The sequence below is a fragment of the Aquimarina rubra genome, assembly GCF_042684305.1.
Classification (GTDB): domain Bacteria; phylum Bacteroidota; class Bacteroidia; order Flavobacteriales; family Flavobacteriaceae; genus Aquimarina; species Aquimarina rubra.
On the sequence record NZ_JBHULE010000019.1, the window covers coordinates 819,482 to 844,187 of the forward strand.

Annotated in this window: 17 protein-coding genes; 3 read left to right on the forward strand and 14 right to left on the reverse strand. The window is 33.9% G+C overall.

What is annotated here, in order from left to right:
- Positions 1-22: 22 nt before the first annotated feature.
- The 10 genes from xylA to ACFSR1_RS12275 all read right to left on the reverse strand — a co-directional run bounded on the left by xylA (position 23) and on the right by ACFSR1_RS12275 (position 17,176).
- Positions 23-1,348 (reverse strand): xylose isomerase, encoded by a 1,326-nt coding sequence (gene xylA, locus ACFSR1_RS12230; RefSeq protein WP_378292854.1) that lies wholly within the window; start codon positions 1,346-1,348, stop codon positions 23-25.
- On the reverse strand, positions 1,348-2,838 hold the full coding sequence (locus ACFSR1_RS12235; RefSeq protein ID WP_378292856.1) for a xylulokinase: 1,491 nt from the start codon (positions 2,836-2,838) through the stop codon (positions 1,348-1,350). Before ACFSR1_RS12235 ends, xylA begins: the two co-directional genes overlap by 1 nt.
- 297 nt (positions 2,839-3,135) lie before the next feature.
- Complete coding sequence (locus ACFSR1_RS12240; RefSeq protein WP_378292858.1) at positions 3,136-4,437, reverse strand: acetyl-CoA hydrolase/transferase family protein; 1,302 nt, start codon at positions 4,435-4,437, stop codon at positions 3,136-3,138.
- Positions 4,438-5,324: 887 nt separating this feature from the next.
- The gene (locus ACFSR1_RS12245; RefSeq protein ID WP_378292860.1) at positions 5,325-5,867 is read right to left on the reverse strand and encodes a type 1 periplasmic binding fold superfamily protein; all 543 of its coding nucleotides are present in this window, start codon (positions 5,865-5,867) and stop codon (positions 5,325-5,327) included.
- 4 nt (positions 5,868-5,871) lie between these two features.
- Entirely contained in the window at positions 5,872-8,271 is a 2,400-nt protein-coding gene (locus ACFSR1_RS12250) for a TonB-dependent receptor (protein WP_378292862.1), read from the reverse strand.
- 76 nt (positions 8,272-8,347) lie between these two features.
- Complete coding sequence (locus ACFSR1_RS12255) at positions 8,348-8,632, reverse strand: hypothetical protein (protein ID WP_378292864.1); 285 nt, start codon at positions 8,630-8,632, stop codon at positions 8,348-8,350.
- Positions 8,633-8,689: 57 nt separating this feature from the next.
- Positions 8,690-9,538: an alpha/beta hydrolase family protein gene (locus tag ACFSR1_RS12260; protein WP_378292866.1), complete on the reverse strand. Its 849-nt coding sequence runs from the start codon at positions 9,536-9,538 to the stop codon at positions 8,690-8,692.
- Between the two features lie 2 nt (positions 9,539-9,540).
- Positions 9,541-12,276, reverse strand: coding sequence for a PD-(D/E)XK nuclease family protein (locus tag ACFSR1_RS12265; protein ID WP_378292868.1), 2,736 nt, complete (start codon positions 12,274-12,276; stop codon positions 9,541-9,543).
- Positions 12,277-12,347: 71 nt separating this feature from the next.
- A complete protein-coding gene (locus ACFSR1_RS12270) occupies positions 12,348-13,742 on the reverse strand; it encodes an OmpA family protein (RefSeq protein ID WP_378292870.1) in 1,395 nt (464 codons plus the stop codon).
- A 284-nt stretch (positions 13,743-14,026) separates the two neighbouring features.
- Positions 14,027-17,176 (reverse strand): UvrD-helicase domain-containing protein, encoded by a 3,150-nt coding sequence (locus ACFSR1_RS12275; protein ID WP_378292872.1) that lies wholly within the window; start codon positions 17,174-17,176, stop codon positions 14,027-14,029.
- Between the two features lie 202 nt (positions 17,177-17,378).
- On the opposite strand from ACFSR1_RS12275, the gene ACFSR1_RS12280 reads away from it, so the two are divergent.
- Positions 17,379-17,987: a superoxide dismutase gene (locus ACFSR1_RS12280; RefSeq protein ID WP_378292874.1), complete on the forward strand. Its 609-nt coding sequence runs from the start codon at positions 17,379-17,381 to the stop codon at positions 17,985-17,987.
- Between the two features lie 280 nt (positions 17,988-18,267).
- On the opposite strand, the gene ACFSR1_RS12285 is transcribed toward ACFSR1_RS12280, so the two are convergent.
- Both ACFSR1_RS12285 and ACFSR1_RS12290 read right to left on the reverse strand, forming a co-directional pair.
- The gene (locus ACFSR1_RS12285) at positions 18,268-20,166 is read right to left on the reverse strand and encodes an amidophosphoribosyltransferase (RefSeq protein ID WP_378292876.1); all 1,899 of its coding nucleotides are present in this window, start codon (positions 20,164-20,166) and stop codon (positions 18,268-18,270) included.
- A 97-nt stretch (positions 20,167-20,263) separates the two neighbouring features.
- Positions 20,264-21,193, reverse strand: a complete 930-nt coding sequence (locus tag ACFSR1_RS12290; RefSeq protein ID WP_378292878.1) for a PfkB family carbohydrate kinase — start codon at positions 21,191-21,193, stop codon at positions 20,264-20,266.
- 208 nt (positions 21,194-21,401) lie between these two features.
- Between ACFSR1_RS12290 and ACFSR1_RS12295 the strand changes: the two genes are divergently transcribed.
- Positions 21,402-21,599, forward strand: coding sequence for a hypothetical protein (locus tag ACFSR1_RS12295; RefSeq protein WP_378292880.1), 198 nt, complete (start codon positions 21,402-21,404; stop codon positions 21,597-21,599).
- Positions 21,600-22,015: 416 nt separating this feature from the next.
- Positions 22,016-23,086 carry a matrixin family metalloprotease gene (locus ACFSR1_RS12300; protein ID WP_378292882.1) on the forward strand — a complete coding sequence of 357 codons (1,071 nt, stop codon included), beginning with the start codon at positions 22,016-22,018 and terminating at the stop codon, positions 23,084-23,086.
- Positions 23,087-23,187: 101 nt separating this feature from the next.
- Here ACFSR1_RS12300 and ACFSR1_RS12305 read toward each other — a convergent pair whose 3' ends face one another.
- Positions 23,188-23,823 (reverse strand): ribonuclease H1 domain-containing protein, encoded by a 636-nt coding sequence (locus tag ACFSR1_RS12305; RefSeq protein ID WP_378294505.1) that lies wholly within the window; start codon positions 23,821-23,823, stop codon positions 23,188-23,190.
- Between the two features lie 167 nt (positions 23,824-23,990).
- Positions 23,991-24,569, reverse strand: a complete 579-nt coding sequence (purN, locus tag ACFSR1_RS12310; RefSeq protein ID WP_378292884.1) for a phosphoribosylglycinamide formyltransferase — start codon at positions 24,567-24,569, stop codon at positions 23,991-23,993.
- Positions 24,570-24,706: the final 137 nt, after the last annotated feature.

A 24,706-nucleotide genomic window follows, 5' to 3' on the forward strand; every position in this document is an offset into this window, starting at 1 on the left:
CTGAAAAACGTTTAGAAATCTATCAAATGTACTGGTTAACAATATTCTCAAATAACTCTTGCTTCCCGCTTTGTAAAGAAAGCTCACCATTATCTGATGCTATTTCGTACAAGTCTTTTAATTTTAAAGCTCCATTTTCAAAATCTTTCCCTTTTCCAGTATCGAAGGAACTATATCTATCTGTCCTTAATTTTTCATATGAAGATGAAGTAATAATTTTATCCGCAGTAATCAATGCTCTCGCGAAGACGTCTGCTCCTCCAATATGTGCTAAGAACACATCTTCTATATCAGTAGAGTTTCTTCTTATTTTGGCATCAAAATTAACTCCTCCTCCTTGCAATCCACCCGCTTTAAGGAAGACTAACATTGCTTCGGTAATTTCCAAAATATTATTAGGAAACTGATCTGTATCCCATCCATTCTGATAATCACCTCTATTTGCATCAATGCTTCCTAACATTCCTGCACTTGCCGCCACTTCTAATTCATGCTGAAATGTATGCTGTGCTAAGGTTGCGTGATTCACCTCTATATTAATTTTAAAATCTTTCTCTAAACCATATTCTCTAAGGAATCCTATAGAAGTAGCTGTATCAAAATCATACTGATGCTTGGTTGGCTCCATAGGTTTTGGTTCTATAAAAAACGTTCCTTTAAACCCTTGTGCTCTTGCATAATCTCTAGCCATTGTTAAAAACTGAGCTAAATGATCTAACTCTCTCTTCATATCGGTGTTAAGTAATGACATATAACCTTCTCTTCCTCCCCAAAACACGTAATTTTCGCCATCTAAAGTCATCGTAGCGTCTAATGCTAATTTAACCTGCGCACCTGCTCTGGCTAACACATTAAAATCAGGATTCGTTGCCGCACCATTCATATATCGAGGGTTTGAAAAACAATTTGCTGTACCCCACAAAAGCTTAATCCCCGATTCCTTTTTCTTATTCTTTACATAATCAACAATTGTCGCCAATCTTTTCTCTGATTCTAATAATGAGGGAGCTTCTTGTACCAAATCAAAATCGTGAAAACAAAAGTAATCGAACCCCATTTTACTAATAAACTCGAATGCTGCATCTGCTTTATCTTTTGCTGCCTGGATTGGGTCTGAAGACTCATCCCAAGCAAAGTTTTGTGTTCCCCATCCAAATGGATCAGCACCCTGACCACAGAAGGTGTGCCAATAAGCTATGGCAAATTTAAAATGTTCTCTCAGCGTTTTTCCAGCTACAATTCTCTCTGAATCATAATACTTAAATGCTAATGGATTGTCTGATTCTTTCCCTTCAAATTTAATTTCACCTATTCCCTTAAAATATTCCTTATCTCCTAGTAAAACCATTATTTATCTTTTAAAATTCTATTTAGTTCCTTTTTCCATCTGTGATAAGCTAACTGATAATCATCACTATTATCCAAAGGATGGTAGGTCGTAACCTTATCATTATTGATGATCATTCCACCAATATCCTTAAATGTCCCATGAGCCCATCCTGCAGCCCTAGCTGCTCCTACTGCGCCTGTTGTATTGTAAATTTCAATTTCCTGATCTATTAATGTAGCCACTGTGTTAGAAAATATTTCGGATCTGAATAAATTGTCATTTCCAGCTCTTATTACTTCTATATTTGCACCATCTTTTCTTAAAATTTCCATACCATATACAAAAGAAAATGCAATTCCTTCTAATGCTGCTCTGCATATATGTGATCGGTTGTGTTTATTTAAATTAATATTACAAATTTGAGTTCCAATTGTCTTATTTTCAAACATTCTCTCCGCGCCATTACCAAAAGGTATTACTTGTAAATCATCAGATCCAACCGGGACTTTTGAAGCCAGCGTATTCATGCTTTGATATGAACTGGTTTCCAGATTAAGATTATCTTTTAACCACCTATACTGAATACCAGCTCCGTTAATACACAATAATTTTCCGATTATTGGTTTCTGTTCACTATAATTAACGTGCGCAAAATTATTGTACTTCACAGGTTCTTTTCCGGATAAGGTATCCGTTACGGCATAAATAACTCCCGAAGTACCACCTGTTACTGCTACTTCGCCGGGATTAAATACATTTAGGGACAATGCATTATTAGGCTGGTCACCAGCTCTATAAAAAACAGGTGTTCCTGCGTTTAATCCACTTTCTTTGGCTCCTTTATTACTAAGCTCTCCTTGATTAGAAAAAGTATCTACTATATCAGGAATAAGACTTGAATCAATATCATAATAATCTAATAACCATGTTGCGGGTTCTTGTTTTTTGAAATCCCACAAAATTCCTTCAGATAATCCTGATTTAGTGCTATTGATACTGCCTGTAAATTTATAAGCAATATAATCTCCAGGTAACATAAATTTATGAGCCTTCTCATAAATTTCCGGTTCATTGTCTCGTACCCACTTTAATTTTGAAGCTGTAAAATTCGCAGGAGAATTAAGAAGGTTGTTCTTACACTTTTCTTCTCCTAACTGTTTGAAAGCTTTATTTCCAATATTAACTGCTCTGCTATCGCACCATATTATTGAATTTCTCAACAACGCTCCATTAGCATTTACCAAAACAAGACCATGCATTTGATACGATATTCCTATCCCCTGAACTAACTCTGGAGCAACAGTATTCTCCTTCAATAATCGTTTGCTGGCTATGCAAACATTCTCCCACCATACATCCGGATTCTGCTCTGCCCAGTCTCTGTTTATTGAGATGATCTTCATCTCTTCTTGTGGTTCATTGATTATAGCAACACTTTTTCCGTTCTCAGAATTGATTAATGCTGCTTTCACTGATGAACTTCCTATATCAAAACCTATATAATACATTAAGTCACTTAGTTGTTGGATATAAAAGTCTAAAATCTATCCTGATTACAATCGATCCGTCTTATATATAAACGAAAACTTGATAATAAATTTTCGTAAAAGTCATCATTATGTACTAATCTTTTCATCCAAAATTATCATAAAACCTTCTAAATAAACAAGTAATCTCAATAGATAAATCTATGAGATATTCACAAAAACCAGCAATTTTGAAGGCTTCAGAAATATCCGTGAGCAACCTTTTCTTATAAATTCATTATCCAATACAGACTTCTTTTGAATAACAACAAATGGTTTTTAGAATCTTACAGAAGCGGGGACAAAAGAATTCATTTCTATTTGTTCAAAATATGCTCTTTCTAATTGCTCTCTATGAGCGGGATGTGCAATATCAATAAGCGCTTTTGCTCTTTGTTTTAATGATTTCCCATATAAGTTAGCTACACCATATTCTGTTACTATATAATGCACATGAGCTCTGGTTGTTACCACACCTGCTCCGCGTTTTAAACAAGGGACAATTTTACTAAGCCCTTTTTTGGTAATAGAAGGCAAAGCTATGATTGCTTTACCACCATCGCTTAAAGAAGCTCCTCTAATAAAATCCATTTGTCCTCCAACACCAGAATACATTCTAGAACCTATAGAATCTGCACATACCTGACCGGTAAGATCTACTTCTACAGCAGAATTAATGGCTACCATTTTAGAATTTTTCCTGATATTAGAAACATCATTTACATAATCCGCACTTCTCATTTCTATAAAAGGATTATCATCTACATAATCATATAATCGTTTGGTTCCCATCAAAAATGTAGTCAATGCTCGACCTTCATTAATACCTTTGTTATTAGAGTTTATAACATCTTTTAGAATTAAATCGATCACGCCATCAGAAAACATTTCGGTATGAATTCCTAAGTTTTTGTGATTGGTCAATAAACCTAATACAGCATTTGGTATCGTTCCAATACCCATTTGCAACGTACTGCCATCATCGATAAGCTCAGCAATAAAACCTCCAATCTTGTTTTCAATTTCAGAAGGCTTAGGAATAAACAATTCCGGTATATCTGCTTCTTGTTCTATAAATGCATCCAACTCTGAAATATGAATTATTCCTTCCCCGTGAGTTCTAGGCATTTTGGGATTTATCTGAGCAATAACATTCTTTGCATTTTCGATCGCCGCCAAAGTTGCCTCTACAGAAACCCCTAGAGAGCAATATCCATGATGATCCGGTGGAGAGACTTGGATCAAAGCTACATCAATTGGCAATATATTCCTTTTAAATAGTAAAGGAACCTCACTTAAAAACACCGGAGTATATGAACCATTTCCGGCTGCCAGTGTATGTCTTACATTTTTACCAAGAAAGAAAGAATTGACATGAAAACTTTCTCTTAAATCAGGATTCGCATATGGAGCTTCTCCTTCGATATGCAAATGGCAAACCTCTACATTTTTTAACTCATCATGTCGATTTGTCATTGCTTTTATTAGTGCCTGAGGTGCTGCAGCGGCAGCCTGTATATAAACTCTATCGTTGCTTTTTATCACCTTAACTGCATCTTCTGCAGAAATTGCTGTGTACATAGGATAAGTGTTTCGATTAAAGAGCAAAATTATGCTTTGAAAAGTTTTTAAAAACTGTCCAAAATCATATTTCGTAACTTTTCTAAACAAACTTTCTTATCAAAGAAATGAATGTTATTAAACACTAAACATGAGAGGCATATAAACATATTACAAAGCCTAAAGAAGAATATTTTTAAGATTCTATAGCATTAAGAAAAAGTCATAAAAAAAACGACCCTCAGGCTAACTACTTCCTGAGGGTCTGAATTGAAACTAAATTATAATATTTAACACAAACTCAACTTATACATAATTATGATTGTTTCAATTTTGCTATATTTTTTGGTTAGGTTTTTACGCCGCGAATATAAGCTCTAAAATTCAAATATTCGAGCGAATATTTAGTGATAATACACATTTAACAATGCCTTAATATCTAATTAAAATTATTGAGATTAACTCACTAAAAATCACTCTTTCTTATATATTAGTGTCTTTTCTCTCTAATTTGTTACCATATTATTAGCTGTTTTTGCTCAAAAAAGAAAAAACGGTCAATTATTTTTTAATAATTGATCAAAGTTTGTACCAAATCCTAGAAGTTAGGGTTAAAATTTTTGGAAAAACAAAAGAACCCTCAGGTTAATTGCATCCTGAGGGTCTAATTGAAACAAATCTGTACTAATAATAAAATACACAAACTCAACTTATTATAATACTATGATTTATGGCTGCTTCAATTGTAATATGTTTTTATGTATATACTTACAATAAGTATATTCTTTTTTAGTAATCAAAATACAAGACTCTCGAGGTAACTACTTCTCAAGAGCCTTGTCTTGAAAAAAATGTTTGTTTTATATAAACAAACTCAACTTACTATTATATTTTTTATCGTTTGTATTTTACTGTACCGCTACATCAAAAGTTACTTCGATATCTGTTTCTCCTCCAAAATCATCTCTAGAATCTCCTGTTTTGCTTGTAGGTTCATGGATTAGAAAAGCTCTTACGATTCCAGCAGTTGTACCCGATGATGACCAATCTGTAGAAATATTAATTCCTATATTATCAGAATCTATGGTGTCATCAGATGCACTAGTAAATGTTAAACCACTAACCGTAGTTTCGTAGAAAACAAAATGCTCATCTTTTTCTGCTATCACTTCTTCAGTAATATCTTCTACATCATTCGGATCGGATGCATCCAAAAATTCAATTTTAAAATTATATGTTGTGTCTGCAGATAAGGAAATCGCATCTTGGCTGCTTTCTGTCCAAGTATATACTTCAGGAGTAGTTGCTCCATCCTCTAAAACTGTTAATCTAACTGTTGTAATAGTTTCCTCTTCATTAATCACCTGCGGATTATCATCATCACTACTACATGCGGTTAATCCAATAGCGAATAAAAATAATGCTGTTAATTTGCTAACTGTTGTTCTCATTGTTTTAAAATTTAAAATTTATGTTAAGTGTAAAGTTTCTTCCTACGTTATCGGCATAATAACGTTGTCTATTAAGGTAATCTCTATAATTTGTGTCAAATACATTAGTAATACTCATTCCTACGGTTACATCTTTAGGGTTCCATATACTAAACATATAAGCTCCTGAAATATCAAAAACACTATAGCCTGGCGGTGGTGTAGAAACGTCAACCAATACTGTTTGTTCGACTTCGTTTTCAATAAAATTAGTATCAAAATTATTATCGGGAAATCTAGTTTGTTCTAAAACTGTATTATTTCTCAATTTCAAATTCCATTTTTCCTTTTCATAAATCAGTTCTGATCTAAAATTAGGAGCTGGCATATTTATCAAAGCTTCATCAGCTTCTGTATCTTGCCCATAGATATAAGAGAATGCTGTGTTAAATCTCAAGTGATCCGTTATAGCAACTCCATAATCAATATCTACTCCATATAATATAGCGTTGGTTTGCATATACTCCCATACAGGAAAAGACCCTCTTATGGTAAACTCTAAACCGGTTGGTTCTAATAAGATGAAATCCTGTATACTACTTAGATAAGGAGATATGGTTAGATTACCAATCCCAAACAAATCTTGATGAGTACTACTTAATGAAAATTTTAACGCTTTCTCTTGATCAAATCGTAGATCTCCTAACTCTATAATAGCAGCACTATGATGTAGACCATCACTAAACAACTCAACAGGATTAGGTGCTCGATTAGCATAAGAAACATTAAACAAAAGAGCGTTTTGATTTCCATAAGAGTAATTAATTCCGGCAGATGCTGAAATACTGCTATAATCAAAATCGGGATTCGTTAACCACTGATCTCCTTCATCCTCTATAATTAAATCTGAAAATTCATTATTATATCCACGTTCATCCCAAAATTCTTTTCTATAAAATTTCTTGGCATTTATATTTACAAAATCATATCGCGCTCCGGCATCTGCTGTAAAGTTTTCTGTAATCTTAAATTCTGTAATTGCGTAAATACCTGCTGTTGTTTTCTTATAATCCGGTATTAATCTTCGGATTCCTGTTTCTGGATTTGGCGTATTAACTTGGTATGAATACTGAAAACCAATATTCTTTTTAAAATTATCATTAGAATCAAATAAAAAATTACCATCTAAGCCATGCGTTAATAATTCAAGATCGAGACTCGCTTTATCTCTATCATCTCCTCTTCTAATATCAAACTCCTTTCTATTATTATATTGAAATGAGTATTGCACATTTAGTCTACCAAGGTTTTGAAACCTTTTATATGCCTTTAGCATTGCCAGATGATGTTGGGTCTCCTGCTTAGGAGCATTGATATCATAGGTAAAATCGTTTATAACCAAAGGTTGATTATTATTAATTGCTCTTACTAAATCTCCAACATTACCAATATGCGAGGACCTTAGTATTCCTTGGGTAGCATTATAAAAACTATAATAGCCTTCAAAGCCATGTGCAAAATCGGTGTACCCAAAACCTGTAGAAAAACTTTGTTCTCTATGTCCTGTATTACTTAAAATATAATCCGGAGCTTCGCTATCACCAAAATGTTTTAAGGTCCCTTGAAATTTAGCTCCCCAACCTTCTTTAAAACCAAGATTAACTGCTGAGTTTAATCCACCACCTCTTCCGTTACTACTTAGCGCCAGCTGTGCTTTTCCAAAAATCGTATCCCGTAATGTCGTTAATCTATTTTCAGCAATAATAACTCCTCCTATCGCATTTCCACCGTATTGTAATGCGCCTGCACCCTTTATAACTTTAAGTTCATTAAAAGCATTGATATCTAGATTGGGGGAATGTTCCTCTCCCCATTCCTGATCTTCCTGCCGAACGCCATTGTTAATCATAATAATCCTACTACTATGCAGTCCCTGAATTACAGGCTTTACGATTGTATTTCCAGAAGTTAGACTATTTACACCCGATATTTCTTGTAAAGCATCTCCAATAGATAAACTACTATATTGATCCAATTGTTTTCTATTAAGTCTGTCCTCAGTCTGACTATTTGTAGTTTTCTTTTGTGAAGAAGAAGCTACATCTACTTCTTCCAAACTAGTAAAATGGTGCTCTAAATAAAAGTCTTTGTTTGAAACCTCTTCTACGTCAATAGTAACGACCTGAGAATTGCAATCCTCATGCGATATAGTAAAAGCATAGGACGTAGCGCAAAGTCCAGCAATACTGTACTTTCCGTTACTATCTGTTTTTATCGTCGTGCTATTGTACGTTATTGTTGCTCCTTCTAGAGGTACTCCATCGTGAAAATCGATTACACGTCCAGAAAGTGTTTTATCACATTCTTGAGCGAATAAAAAATTAACTCCTAGAAGAAACACAAACATTAAAGTGTTTCTTTTCATTACTTAAAGTAAAAGGGATTCTTATTGCTGATAAAGGCAATAATGAGCTTTGTTCAATCGAAAAATAAATACAAAACTACGCTGCTGGTGGCGCTTTGTTTAAAAAAGAGAATTTAGTGGATGAATCAACATATCGCTTCTGATAATAATTCTTAACAACATCAGAAGGAATAATGATTGATTCAGGAAGCTCTATAATATCAGCAGAAGTAAAATTGTCATCAATATTTTCTGAAGCAAGTTGACATATCTTACAATCCATATCATTAGCATCGTGACCTACAGCATGTAAATCCGCCAATTGTATAAAACTGAAAAGTATCAGAAATACAGAAGCAATGATATGTTTATGAGTCTTCATAATAACAAATAAACAAAAAAAAATTAAAATCCTTATGAATTCTCTAACCAAAGTATGTTAAAGTATTGCAAATGCTATAGATTTAGCAACTACATTGTATAAATCCTCAGGCAATATTTCCTCATTCCAAGGGTGTTTAGTACCAAAAACATGATCTGCTCCCTTTACAAAAAACAATTCGCTATTGGGATTCCAGCTATGTAATTCTTCTGCCTCTTGTATGTTAACAGTAGGGTCTTCTGTTCCGTGAATGATTAAATGTGGTACTTTTATTTTCTTTATTGCTTTCGAAATGGTTAGTCTTTCTTTGTTTTCAATAAATGATGTGTAAAATTGAAAATAATGCGGCATCTGTTGTTTGGTTCTTCCATTCTCTATATAATATATGCCATCATTTTTCCAGGTTTGGAGCGCTTCACCTTTCGGAAATCTTTTTTCATAATCCGAAACACTCGCCCAGGTAATTAGTTTTGTGATTCTAGTATCTTCTGATGTTTTGATAGTTGTAATTCCACCTGCTCGAGAATGGCCGATGAGTGTTATTTCGTTAGAATCTAAATACTGTCTATACTCAAAATCTGTGGCTGTAACCCAATCCAGAACAGATTCCAGATCATCTAATTCAATTATATAATTGTTATTGCCAAAAGCCTCTAAATCCGGGAAATCTATTGGCTGCTGTATGGTTCCTCCATTATGAGAAAAGTTAAACTTCACAAAGAAAAATCCTGCTTCTGCAAAGGTATTCGCCACCACATCCCAAGCTCCCCAATCTTTAAATCCCTTATATCCATGGCAAAAGATTATTATCGGTTGCTGCTTTTTCTGATCGTCATAAAAAACATCCATAAGAATTGGTCGTTGATGTTTTCCTTCTATAATTATATCCTTTTTCTTTATCATCATAATTATACTTCTTTTTCTGTAAAAGGGATTTCTAAACTAGAAATTTCTGTAATTAGTTTCTTAAGCTGCAACAAATATTCATCAAATACTTCTGTTGTTATTTCATAATCAACTTTTCCTCTTACGGAAGCTTTGGTACCAAATTTTAGAAAACCTTCTTTAAGATTTTTGAAAGAAATGATTCCTGCCTGAAACGAGTCTGAGAGAGGCTGTTCATTATAGTGCATATACCCATACGCCAAAACCTGTATTGCTTTACTATACTTATAGTCTTCTGTAATTACATCCCAGTCTGTTAAAACCACATCATTTTTATTTACTTTACCTGTTTTATAATCTATAATTCGAAGTTGTCCATCCAACTCATCTATACGGTCTACTTTCCCCTTTATAAAAACAGGAAACCCAAGTTCCGGTACTTTTAATTCGGTTTTTAGATTGCTTTCTATAGCGATAATTTTCAATTGCGATCCAGATTTCAGCATCTTCTCTTCAGCTTTTAGAAAATTGTAAATATACCTTTTAGCCACCTCGAAAATAAGCAAGTTTTTACCTTGGGTGATATCCAATTTAGAATACTCTTTGCGAAAATGATATTTGATTTCAGCATCAATTTCAGCAATCATTTTTGCAATGTCCTCTGTAGTTACAAATTTATTTTCTAAAGGTTTATATAAATTTTCGAGCGTGTTATGAATTACAGTTCCTAAGGTGTTTGCGGCAATAGTTTCTTCTACCTGATCGGTCTCTCTAATTCCTAATACATATTTATAATAAAAATCAATTGGATTTCTAATATAAGATGTTAATGCAGAAGGTGATAAACCATTTAGGGCTAACTCTTTTATTTTTTGCAGTATTGTATCATCTTTTTCAATTTCCAATAGTGCTTTTTCCAAAGTCGGGACTTCAGAAGATGCTATATATTTAGATAATTGATGTGCTGGTATTTTATCTATTTCCAACTGATGTAAGAATCTACTTTTTTCTCCTCCACCGACTCCTTCATCCTCTGTGTTATAAATTAAATATACATTTTTTGCTCTCTGAATCAAACGATAAAAATGATAGGTATAAATGGCATCCTTCTCTTTGTATGTAGGAAGATTATAAGCTCTCTTAAGATCATATGGTATAAAAGAATTCATGCTTTTTCCTGCCGGTAGTATCCCTTCATTAACTGAAGTAATAATAACTGTTTCGAAATCTAAACAACGTGATTCTAACATTCCCATTAATTGTAATCCTCTAAAAGGTTCTCCTATGAAATCCAATGTTTCTGAACGAATCAGATCTTTATATAAATGATATAAAGAAGATACCGTTGTGAGATATTGATACTGATTACTAAGCGTTAATAATTTATTGAAAATCAAATGAAAATGATATACATATTCCAATTCTAAAGAGTCCTTATCTTTATCCAAACTCTCCTTTAATAAATGGACTATTTTCCTGCATTGTTCGATAGCATTAGAAGCTTTGTTCCAAGGTGAAAATAATAATTCTAAAACTTCGTTTTTTGCATGGCTTGCTTCATTTTGTATTTTTTCTAAAGAAATAAAAATCAAGTTTTCTCTTGAGATTTTGGTAATTAATTGATTCGCCAATGAACCCAACAACCAATGTGCCGGTTGGCTATTTAATATCTCAAGAACTGATTTATAATATAAGCCTTTAGGATGTTTGGCCTTATGTAATGTAAACAATAGTTCGAAAAATGACGTTAAAGGAACATCTCTAAGCGGTAATCCCATGGTAATATTCAGTGAACCTATTGATTCTGGTAATGAATTTAAGACCGGCAACAACAGTGACTCATCTGCCAATACCAATGCCGTATTTTCGATGCTCTTTGGAGAAATAGATTTAAGGATTTGACCCGCTAATTTTGCTTGTCCTATATTTTTAGGAACGCCTATTAGCTTAATGTCTTTGGTAGAAGAAAAATTATCTTTTATCCATTCGAATTGATGTTCTTTATAATAATTCCATTGATTTTTATATCCCCTTAGAAACAAGGAAGCCTCGTGATATTTATTTTCTAAGAAAAATGTATCTGCATCCCAATATATCTCCGCCATATTTGCTTCCAACAGTGATTGAAAAATAGTTTGCTCTGCATTATTAAGCGCATTGAAACCAACTAATACATGTTTATATGCATTCTTTTCGATATAACTGGAAATATTTTCTGATGCTCTCCTGTACAATAAACCTTGATAACCAATCTTCTTTCCTAAGAGTTTATTTTTAAAATTGGTATAATAGTCGGATAGGTTGTTCCAAAAGCTGATATACCTCTGTATCAGTTCTGTCTTTTCTTTTTGAAGATACCAATGATTTAGATCCTGTATCCCAGATAGATATGAAAAAAAACTTTCATTATCGATACAGTATCGATCAATTTCGTTGAAGTCATAAATAAGTGTCTGCGCCCAACTGCTAAATGTTTCTAGGCTTTCTTTCTCTAATTTGGTATGTGTATTTAGATAGGTTTCATAAAACTCAAACAAGGTTTGTACCGCATCTATTTGACGTAATCCTGACAATTGAGTAATGAATTCCTCAATACTAATAATTACTGGCGCGAGTGCAGTTTTATCAGCATACTTTTGCAATAACTCTCTTTTAAGAAAAAGTCCTGCTCTCTTACTAGGAAGTATAAAAATAAGCTCACTAATATTGTGACCTTTCTTCTCTATCTCAGATATAACTTCTTTTAAAAAACTATCCACCCATTAAAAATAAAAAACGTCCCGAATAATCGGGACGTTTTATCTATGTATTATAATTTAGTGAGCAATAATTACTTCACTAAGTTGATTTCTACACGTCTGTTTTGTGCTCTACCAGCTCTAGTTTTGTTAGAAGCGATTGGTCTGTCTTCTCCGTAACCTACAGCAGATAATCTGAACTGATCAATTCCGTTTTCAGTTAAGAAGTTTTTCACAGCATTAGCTCTAGAGTCAGAAAGTCTCTGGTTTGATTTTGCAGCACCTTGGCTATCTGTATGACCTTCTACAGTAAACTTAGCAGTTGGATATTCATTAAGTATTTTGATGATATCATTCAATACTTTAGTAGACTGAGCTTTTATAGAAGACTTACCTGAATCAAATAATACCTGAGCAGCATACTCATTTAAAGTTTTCTGAATTTCTTCAGTTACTTCAGGACATCCGTTGTTAGCAACAGTACCAGCAACATCAGGACAGTTATCATCTTTGTCTAATACTCCGTCACCATCTTTATCTTGGTAAGGGCATCCGTTGTTAGCAGCAGGACCAGCTTCATTAGGACAACCATCCTTAGCATCAGTGATTCCATCACCGTCAGCATCAGGACATCCGTTTAAGTTAGCTAAACCAGCAACTGTAGGACAGTCATCTTTAGGATCAGCGATTCCGTCACCATCAGTATCAGGACATCCATTAAATTCTGCAGTACCTGCAGTATCAGGACAGTCATCTTTAGCGTCAGTGATTCCGTCACCGTCAGTATCAGGACATCCATTAAATTCAGCTAAACCAGGAACGTCGATACACTCATCATCTTTATCAAATACACCATCTCCGTCAGTATCTTTACCTCCGAAAGCGAAAGTAATTCCAGCAGAGTGTTGGAAATGAGTTGGAGGATAGTTACTTGCAGCGTAATCTTCGAATACGTGCTTGTAAGTAGTCTGTAAGTTGAAAGCTAAATTTTCAGTTAACCAGAAGTTAAATCCTAAAGAACCATTTAAAGTTCCAGCACCAACTTCATCAACCCAAGTGTATCCACCACCTACTCCTAGGTAAGGATCAAACCATCCAGTTTTTAAAACGTTTTTAAGACTATAGCTAATTCTTGCATCTGCTGCATAATAAGATAAGTCGTCTGCAGAAACTTGAGTTCCATCAGGAGTCTCTCCTAATTTATCTATTTTGTTCACTGTACCTGCAACAGTAAACGTAAACCCATCTCCTATATATCTACCAACTGATAGTTTAGATACAGATGGAAGAATGTTCCAGTGGTCACTAGCGTTAAAAAACTCGTCAAAGATTTCTCCTTGAATAGGTAAATCTCCTCCGGTAGGAAAAATATCAACAGCATTAACGCCAATCGATACTGCCCAAGGGTTGTTTTCATCCTGTGCATTCGCAGTACTAAACCCAAGTACTAATAACGAAGCCACTAAAAATCTGCTAAGATGTTTCATATTCAATAATTTAATTTTTAAGTGTTAATTAGAGCAAATGTAATATGTTAAAAATTACTGTCAAAGACAAAACTAATAAATTTTTCTTAATAGGCCAGTGTATATCGACCTTTGCGAAGTTTTTAAAGTCTAATTTTAAATCTTTAAGCCCCCCTCAAATGTGAAAAAAATGACGTATTAAGACAATATCTATTATTGTAATTTCTTTAATTACGGTACAATTATAAGATAAAAATATTTTTTATCAGTAAATTTCTACTAGTAATTACGAAAATAGTTGTTATTTATAAGTATTTTAAAGTTAGTTCATCGTTAAAATATACTAGTATTTTATTTTCAAGCTTGTATCCTATCTTCTGAAGAAGTAGACTATATTCTTCTAGTTGATTAGCATGCGAAGCACTGTGTTCTCCTGTTTTATAGTCGATTACCGTTGCCAATCCTTTGGGGTCTATGGTAACCCGATCTGGTCTATATAAGTGTCCGTTTGACATAATATCCCTTTCGTTTAGCACTTCATTATCCTCTGAAAAATATCTTGAGAGTTCTGGATGATCTAATACCATTTTTAGTTCATCATACAGTAATTTCTTGTCTAGAAGACTAATTTTTCCGGTTTCAAATGCATTTTCAATAACTTTATCCAGATCCTGATGCGTATATATAGAGGACATCAGTTCATGAATCAAGTTACCCTTTTCTATCGCAGCTGCTTGTGACGTGTCCCAAAGTTTTCCAGAATTCGTAACAATATGTACTTTACATTTCTCCCGAGTTCCATCAAATTTTGTGAGCGTTATGTTTTTTATTTTAGAATCCGTCTTCTCAATTTCTTTAAACGGTTTTCCAGAAGTTCCAAAATCATAAGTCAATTGTTCACTATTCCATGTTCCTATATGCTTTAGATAATTAATAAGCTTCCCTGAAAACTTATTTGAATTACATTCGCCTTTACCATTTAATTCTGCTTTAGAGATAATATACAACTGTTCCTCGGCTCTTGTTAAAGCCACATACAGAAGATTAAAAGCATCTAACTCTAATTGCGATTGTCGTTCTTGTACAATTTTTTCTGCTTGCTCTCCATAATTAGAAAGCTCTTTATTATAGTTAACAAACACCTCGTTAAACCCACCAAAATCTTTTTTAGATACCGGCAACCAGGTCTTTGGTTCTATTTCTCTGTAAATATCCATATTTGCATACGGATAAATCACACAAGGAAACTCTAAACCTTTGGACTTGTGTATAGTCATTATCTCAATTGCCTCTTCTCCCTCTGGAGCTATTATGCTAAGCTTATCTTTTTTATGCTCCCAATAAGAGAGAAAACCTATAATACCTTCAGCATGTTTCTGAGTGTATCCAAACACTACATCTAAAAGAAACTGAATATATGCAGGTGATGTTGCCGCAAGACTAAAGCTATTGATGATATACTCTACTCCTTCATAAAAAGGCCTTACATCTAATCTGCTAAAACTAAACTCGATCCCCAACGATTGTAATTCATTACAGAATGCTTTTTTATCTGCAAATACGAGTTTCTTTAGGAAAGCATGTTTATCCGGAATTGAAAATTGTTCTGTAATAAAATGTAGAACATTGGTTTTAGCTAAAAGTTCGTCTGGATATACAAACCAGGTAAGCATATTTATAACAAAGCGTACTCTAGGATCGTTTTTAAGCAATAAGGTCTCTGATGAAATAATGGGCAACCCTTTTTCGGTTAGAAAATCTGCTATAACCGTTCCTTCTTTTAGTTTTCGGGTAAGAATACATATTTCATTAAGCAAGTACCCTTTTTCTTTAAGTTCTAATATGGATTCATATACTTTTTCTGGATATATCTCATTTTCCTCAGCTACGTTTTTGGACGACACAAAAGAGATTTTTACATAACCATTTTTCTTATCATTATATTCCTGATTATTGCCCAGTAGATATAATTTCTTGTGTAGATCATTACTAAAGTCATTTGATAAAAAAGTAAAAAGATCATTATTGAACTTAATAATCTCTTGATGGCTTCTATAATTCCTAGGTAGATTAAGTGTCTTTTTATCAACCGGAAATGGGTTTTCGTCCAGACAAAGATTAATAAATTGTTCCGCTTTTCCGCCTCGCCATCTGTAGATTGCCTGTTTGGCATCTCCAACTATAGTTAATTGTCCTTGTTTACCTGACAAGGTCTCTGAAGTAAGTGCATTTTCAATCAGAGGAATTATATTTTTCCATTGTAATTCTGAGGTGTCTTGAAACTCATCTATAAAATAGTCTCTATACCGTTCTCCTAATCGTTCATATATAAAAGGTGCCGGTTGGTCCTGAATCGCATCGCTTATAATTTTATTGAATTCTGAAATTAAAAGAACACTTCTTTCTCTTTTAATTGTTTGAAGCTCCTTATTAATAACATTCAGTACAGAAAGAGGAACGAGGTTTTTGATTATGTTTTCATATAAGCTTAAGTTAAGTAACTCATCTTTTGTGAAAAGAAATGCTTCCTCAATCAAGGGGCGAATTCGATCTATAACTTCCTTTTTATTTGCATCTAACTTTGCTCCATAAAAAGAAGTGGTTTCAATGTTCTGCTTCCAAGCGGCTTTAAAATCTAACTTTGTTTCTCCATCTGCAATCTTTTGAAAATGATTAGGGATTGATCCACGTGTAAAATCATTAAATTCTATTCCTTGATCTTTTATTACATCTAAAATTTCTTTTGATCGGAGAACAATACTCTTTTTGCTTTCTGAGATCTTACTGTTTAAAACAGTATTGAATTTTTTGAAATCCTCTGCTGTTTTATCCGAAAGATTATCCAAATGTACACGATCATTTTCGCTAAACAGAAGCCTGGCTATTTTGTTTAGTTCTACAGTGATATCCCAACTTTTGTCATCTTCTAATTTACTTAGAGCAAAATCTATAATTATTCTGGTGAGTTCATCGTCCTCCCCGACCTTTGCTATTACGGCGTCTACAGATTCTTCAATTAATGATTCGGTATCCATTTCAATTTCGAAATTCATCGGTATTCCCAAATCACGAGCAAACGTTCGGATCACTCTATGTGTAAAAGTATCTATTGTAACGATATCAAAAGCTGCATAGTTGTGAAGAATATTTTTAAGAATTCTATCAGCTTTCCGTTTTAATATATGTTCTTCTAATCCTGTTTCCTGAATAATATCGTTTAGTAAAAGCTTATATTTTGATGTCGTTTGTTCGCTGCTAATCCCCACCAAATTTTCCAAAACTCTTGTTTTCATCTCGGCAACAGCTTTATTTGTAAAGGTGATTGCCAAAATGTTTTTATAAGCATCCCTAAACTCTCCAGTTAAAAGAGCGATTAAATACGTCTTAACTAGTGTATAGGTTTTTCCAGCTCCTGCAGCTGCATTATAAATAGTAAACGGAGATTGAGAAGTCAAGTTTGTTTTTTTACTAAAGTATCAAAAAAGAGTAGTTTTTGAACATTAATGACTACTAAAAATAAATTGAACATCCATTAGGTTTAGAAAGAGGTTTGAAAAATTTTAATTTAATTAATTTATAACAAATATTAATTTTTATTCATCGCTCTTATTCCTAAATTTGGTTTCATTTTTTTCTTATTAACTAAAAAAATAGATTATGTCATTTGAATTACCAAAATTAAACTATGCTTTTGATGCATTAGAACCTAATATAGATGCTCGCACCATGGAAATTCATCATGATAAGCATCATGCTGGATATACAAATAAATTAAACGCAGCTATTTCTGGAACTGATCTGGATGGCAAAACCATAGAAAATATTCTTATTAACCTAGATAAATCTAATAGTGCTGTCAGAAATAATGGAGGTGGTTATTATAACCATAGTTTGTTCTGGGAAATCATGTCTCCTAATGGAGGCGGTACTCCATCTGGTGAGCTTGGTGATGCAATCAATGCTGCCTTTGGTTCTTTTGATGCTTTTAAAGATGCTTTTTCTAAAGCTGCAGCAACGCAATTCGGTTCTGGATGGGCTTGGTTATGCGTTCATGAAGGAGGTAAAGTAGAGGTATGTGCTACACCTAACCAAGACAACCCTTTAATGCCGGGTATTGGTTGTGGTGGAACGCCTATTTTAGGTCTAGATGTTTGGGAACATGCGTATTACTTAAATTATCAAAACCGACGTCCTGATTATATCGCTGCATTTTTTAATGTGATCAACTGGGACGAAGTTTCTAAAAGATACGCGCAAGGAAAATAGAGTATACTCTATTCTTTATAACAAAACAAACTAAAAGGGGATACAAAATTTTGTATCCCCTTTTTTTATATAATGTTATTTACAAATTGTCGTAAAATAAAAAAAGGTGGAAAGTCCACCTTTTTTTGCCCCAAATCTACCATGAACTTAACCTACTTATGCTATGGCTCTGCTAATATAAAGCGTTATTTCATTGTGTAAAAATGTTTTAGATGAAAAGCTAAAATACTTGTTGAAATACACAAATTAACTGATTTTAACAACGCAATATTTTGTTTTTTTAGTATGCACGCTCATCTTTTCCTTCGAAAAAATTTATGAAAGCTTTATTTACCACTCTGTTACCACCAACAGTCGGATAATCACCAGTAAAGTACCAATCTCCCAAGTTTTTAGGACAAGCATTGTGTAAGTTGTCAACGGTTTGGTAAATGATTTTTATCTCTGCATTCACTGTATCATCGCTTAACAACTCTGCTATTTTATCACTTATTTCCTGATCTGTGAATCCTTGATATATCTCTTTTACAAAGTTCTGCACTTCCTTGTCTGCAAGATTTTCTTGTGCTTTACATTTCTCATACACCTGCTCCACTAAGTCATAGTTTCCATTTTCTTTTAGAAGTTCCAACGATGCCTTGAAAGCAATAAGACCTTCTAATCTTGCCATGTCAATCCCATAGCAATCAGGGTATCTAATCTGAGGAGCCGAAGAAACAACAATGATCTTTTTTGGTTTTAACCTATCAAGCATTTTTATAATACTCTTCTTTAAAGTAGTACCTCTTACGATACTATCATCTATAATAACCAGATTGTCTTCTGGTTTTACTACACCATAGGTAACATCATAGACGTGCGCTACCAAGTCATCCCTACTACTATCTTCTGTGATGAATGTACGTAATTTGGCATCTTTAATCGCTAACTTTTCTGTCCTCAATCTTGCAGAAAGTATTTCTGTTAATCGCTCATCGGTCAATGAATCTTTCTCAGAAAGTATGGTTTCGTTTTTTTGTTTGTTTAGTTCATCTTGTGCGGCTTCGACCATTCCATAGAAAGAGGTTTCAGCTGTATTAGGTATAAAAGAAAAAACAGTGTTTACTGTGTCATGATCTATTTCTTTTAACACCTGTGGCATGATTAACTTACCCAGTTTTTTTCTCTCTTCATAAATTTCTGCATCGCTTCCTCTGGAAAAATATATGCGTTCAAAAGAACAAGCTTTCCTCTCTAATGGCTCTATAATCTTGTTTATTGATGTTGTTCCATCTTTTTTGACTATAATAGCTTTTCCCGGATCCAATTCTATGACCTGATCAAAAGGAACATTAAACACGGTTTGAATTACCGGTCTTTCTGAAGCCACTACAACTACCTCATCATCCTTATAATAATATGCTGGTCTTATTCCCGCAGGATCTCTAAGTACAAAAGCATCACCATGTCCTAACATACCCGCCATTGCATATCCACCATCCCAATCTTTTGAAGATTTCTTAAGAATTTTTGCAACATTCAGTCTCTCTACAATCTGTGGAGATGCATCTACTTTACTATAACCTTCTTTTTTAAGCTTTTTATATAATTTGGCTACTTCAGAATCTAAAAAGTGACCTATTTTTTCCATTACAGTAACGGTATCTACATGATCCTTAGGATGCTGCCCTAAACGTACTAAGTTATCAAACAGCACATCGTTGTTGGTCATATTAAAATTACCCGCCACTATTAAATTACGGTGCATCCAGTTATTTTGTCTCAGAAACGGATGTACACTTTCTACACTATTTTTACCAAATGTGCCATAACGAACATGTCCTAAAAGAACTTCTCCTATATAAGGGATGTTTTTTTTCTGTAAATCAACATCATCTGCATATTCTGGATGTTCTGTTAATTCCTTATTAATACGATCATTAATTTGAGAAAAGATATGCTGAATAGGTTGAGAATCGCTTGAACGAACCCTGCTTATATATCTTTCTCCCGGTGGTCTATCTAGTTTAATACTTGCAAATCCAGCTCCATCTTGTCCTCGATTATGCTGTTTTTCCATCATCAAATACATTTTATTTACTCCATAAAATGCACTTCCGTATTTTTCTTTATAATAGTCTAATGGTTTTAGTAGTCTTATAAATGCTATTCCGCATTCATGTTTTAAGGCATCACTCATGGTATTCCAAAAATTCTATTGTTGTGTTATTGTAGGTAAAATTTCTAATAGCCAATTAAAAAAGCCCTTACACAAAATGAGCAGGGCTGATTATTTATTATTGAGTCAATTCTATTTCGAATTGTGTTAGTTCCCTAAACTGCTGAAGTCTTTTCTGAACTTCTTCGCGTTTTAGATTTTCCATTCTTTCTGTTCCAAATTTCTCTACACAAAAAGAGGCCAAATTAGAAGCATGAATGATTGCTTTTTTCATGTTTTCGAAAGAAAGATCTCCTGTTTTTGTCAAATATCCGGCAAAACCTCCAGCAAATGTGTCTCCGGCTCCGGTAGGATCGAATACTTCCTCTAATGGTAATGCAGGGGCAAAGAAAATCTGACCCTTATGAAATAATAATGCTCCGTGTTCTCCCTTTTTAATCACTATATATTTGGGACCCATTTTCTCTATAGCTCTTGCAGCTCTAACAAGCGAATATTCTCCACTTAGCTGTCTTGCTTCTTCATCATTGATAGTAATTACATCTACTTCAGCAATTACTTTCATTAAGTCTTCTAAGGCGTTATCCATCCAAAAGTTCATAGTATCCAGAACCGCTAACTTAGGCTTAGATGACATTTGCTCTAGAACACTTAACTGAACTAAAGGATGTAAATTTCCTAACATAACAATTTCTGCATCTTTATAATCACTAGGAACTACAGGATTAAAATCTGCCAGCACATTAAGTTGTGTATCTAAAGTATCCCTAGAATTAAGGTCATTGTGGTATCTTCCACTCCAGAAAAACGTTTTTCCTCCTTTTACAATCTCAACAGCAGAGGTGTCTATATTCTTCTTTTGAAGCATTGTTAGATATTCCTCCGGAAAATCATCTCCTACAACCGAAACAATTGCAGAAGGTATATTGAAATTAGCAGCAGAAAGACCTATATATGTTGCGGCTCCGCCCAAGATCTTATCAGTTTTTCCAAATGGTGTCTCGATAGCATCAAAGGCTACGGTACCTACAATCAATAATTTGCTCATAAAATAGCTTATAATTTTTTTGCAAATATACGCTTTACTTTTGAGTAGTAAACAGATTGACGTAAACTTACTATTTGCTAAAATCTAGATACATTTCATCTATCTGATATTTGTTAATTTTTTCGCCAGTATTTCCTGAAATACGATACAAAATCCTTTTCTAAAGACTAATTTGTTATGCCAAATCCACATTAGAAGAGATTTGTTTTTGATTTCGTTAGTTTCATTTTTATTGTTTAACCGAAAAGAAGATTCTGAAGACATCCCTGACACAAATCAAGAGTTGACATTAAATACGTCTAATATATATATTGAAAAGTGGAACATCAATAGAAACAACTCAAAAGCTGCAAGTGTTGCGGATGTGCAATCGACTCCAGGTCAAACAATTCGGGTAAAATTTTAAATGGTAACAATTTTGTACAATCCAAAGTGCGGTAATACGCTGTACAATAGGAAAACTACGCAAATATTAAATTTGAATGAGTTTCTTCTAACCAGTAATGCAAATATTAAAAACCAGCTTTATACTAAAGGAATAGCTAGTGGGTCGAATAATCTTGTAGCTGGTATGGACTAGTATAGATAAATCTGTTAGTCTATCGTCGCCATCATAGATAAAAATAAAATTACCCTGAAGTAAGGACAACAGGGTAATTTTTTATCCAGTTTTAACTATTAAAATGCTATTTATATCGGCTGCAATTTTTACGGTTTTAGCATAAAAAAATTACTGTTAAAATACTTTTTCTTTCAAAAAAACTTGCATTCTTACTAAAATTATGTTAATTTTAGGAAATATTTAACAAAAACTCAACTATTATGAAAAAAAGTAAGCTAGCTAGACTTGCCCTGGCTACCCTAGTTTCGTTTTCTCTTACAAATTGTGAAAAGGATACAGAAGATGTGTTTAAATCGAATCAGATTGATAATGCAAAAGTTGCTCATGTATGTATCGCTAAATGGGATTCGCCCTATGGAGCAAAAGCCACCAGTGTTAAGGATGTACAATGGGATCCCGGTCAAACGATTCGTATAAAATTTTTAAATGGAAGCAGCTTTGTGCAATCTAAAGTTAGACAATATGCAGCAGAATGGGAAAATTACGCCAACCTAAAATTTCAATGGGTTTCTTCTAATAGCAGTGCGAATATTAAAATTGCTTTTAGAGAAGGTCAATATGCAAATGAAGCCGGTTCCTGGTCCTATTTAGGAACTGATTCTAATGATTATGCACATAGTATGCATTTTGGATGGTTTAATGATAATACCACTGATTCAGAATTTAGAAGAACTACTATTCACGAATTCGGACATGCGCTTGGATTAATCCACGAGCATCAAAATCCAGTAGCAGGAATCAACTGGGATACAGAAGCTGTTTATGCGTATTATGCGGGACCACCAAATAATTGGACAAGAGCACAGGTTGATAATAACCTTTTTAGACGTTATGAAGCTAGTATAACTAATTATAGTACATATGATCCTTTATCAATTATGCACTATCCTATTCCTGCAGAGCATACGTTAGATGGCGTTGGAGTAGGTTCTAATAGTCAGTTATCTGCAACTGACAAAGAATTTATTGGTTCTATTTATCCTTTTCCTGATACAGGTGGTGATCCATGTGCAGGTGTAGCTCCATATAGTGGTAGTACATCATATTCTGTTGGAGATCAAGTTACTTACAATGGAGATTTATATCAAAGAACTTCTACAGGATGGAGCAATCTAGGAGCTTGTGGCCCTGTTAGTACTGACCCATGTGACGGTGTAGCACCATATAATGGTAGCACTTCTTATTCTGTTGGAGATCAAGTTACCTATAACGGAACATTATATCAGAGAACTGCCTCTGGATGGAGTAATCTAGGTGCTTGCGGTGCTTAAAAAAGTAATAAATTAAAATTAGATAGATTAAAAATGCCTTGGACTAAAGCCAAGGCATTTTTTTTGTAAACGATATCGTCCTTCCGTTGTTAAGCACAATTTTATTTCCTGCCAAAATCTGCTGGAATTTCACCCCACGCTTTGGTTTCCCATTTTACTATTGTTGTAGTGTATTTATTTTCTTTAAGCCAAGTAATTGCCCTATCTACCAGGTCAAACATCTCTTTGTTTTTCGCGTTGCGCTGTAGTTTGGTTTTGCAGTTTTTTTGTCTAACCCAACCCATAGCAATTTTAGAATCTGTATATAAAATTCTATCGCTGCCTTTCTTTTTTAAGTATGCCAATCCGTGAACCAAAGCTAAAAATTCACCTATATTATTGGTTCCTTGCGGAAAAGGTCCTTGATGAAAAAGCTGTTTTTCTGTCTGGGTATCTACACCTCTATACTCCATTTTACCAGGATTTCCACTAGAAGCTGCATCTACAGCGATAGAATATAAGTTAGGCTCTCCTATTTTTTCTAATTGTTCTTTGGTTAAAGAAGATTTTGGCTTGCTCTTACCCTTGTAATCTTCATAGTCTCCATTATATGCCTTTTTAGCCAAATCAAAAGACTCAAACGACTTATATTTTGCGCTAGCATAACCTTTTACTGCTGCTTTGCAATCATCCCATTTGGTATAGATTCCAGGTCTGTGTCCTTCCCAAACAACATAAAACTTTTCTTTTTTGCCCATATTTTGTTGATTGTTATTAGTTGCTGCGTTAGGGATAGCAGTGGCATCCTTTTTATGTGTGCCTTGAGGCTCTCGAAGGGTACACATAAAAAGATATAGCGGATAGCCCGCTCGAACGCCAACATAATTCTCATTATTTTCAATCTCTCAGATACTCAAAAACTAGCTCAAATCTCATCCCTCAATCCTAATACCTTCTCTATAACGACAGGAAAATGTTTATATTCTAATTCATGAATTGCCTTTGCTACATCGTCTGCAGAGTCATCTCCATTAACTTGTGTTTTTGCCTGAAATATAATTGCCCCTTCATCGTAGTGTTCATTAACATAATGAATGGTGATGCCGCTTTCTTTTTCTTTATTTTGCACTACGGCTTCGTGTACAAACCTCCCATACATGCCTTTTCCTCCATACTTAGGAAGTAAAGCAGGGTGAATATTAATTACCTTATTAGGAAAAGCATCAATGATTTTTTTCGGAAAAATCCATAGGAATCCAGCTAGTACAATAATATCTGGTTGAGCATCTTTAATGATGTTTAGCACCTCATTAGTTGTGTAAAATGACTCTTTGTCAAAATGCAAGGCCTTTACTTTCAGGTCGTGAGCCCGTTTTAAAACTTTGGCACGCAGGTTGTTAGAGAACACATGTGTTACCTCTGCATTTTTTCGTTTTTGAAAGTACTTAATGATATTTTCGGCGTTGGTACCGGAACCGGAAGCAAAAATTATGATACGCTTCATAGATAGAGTTGTTAATTTAGAGAGCACAAAAAAAATAATTATTATCCATTTTTAGGCAGCAAAAAGCCAATACTTCCATATATTTGATAAAATACAAATACATTTTTAGAGGATTGTGGGGTTTTAAAATAAAGTTT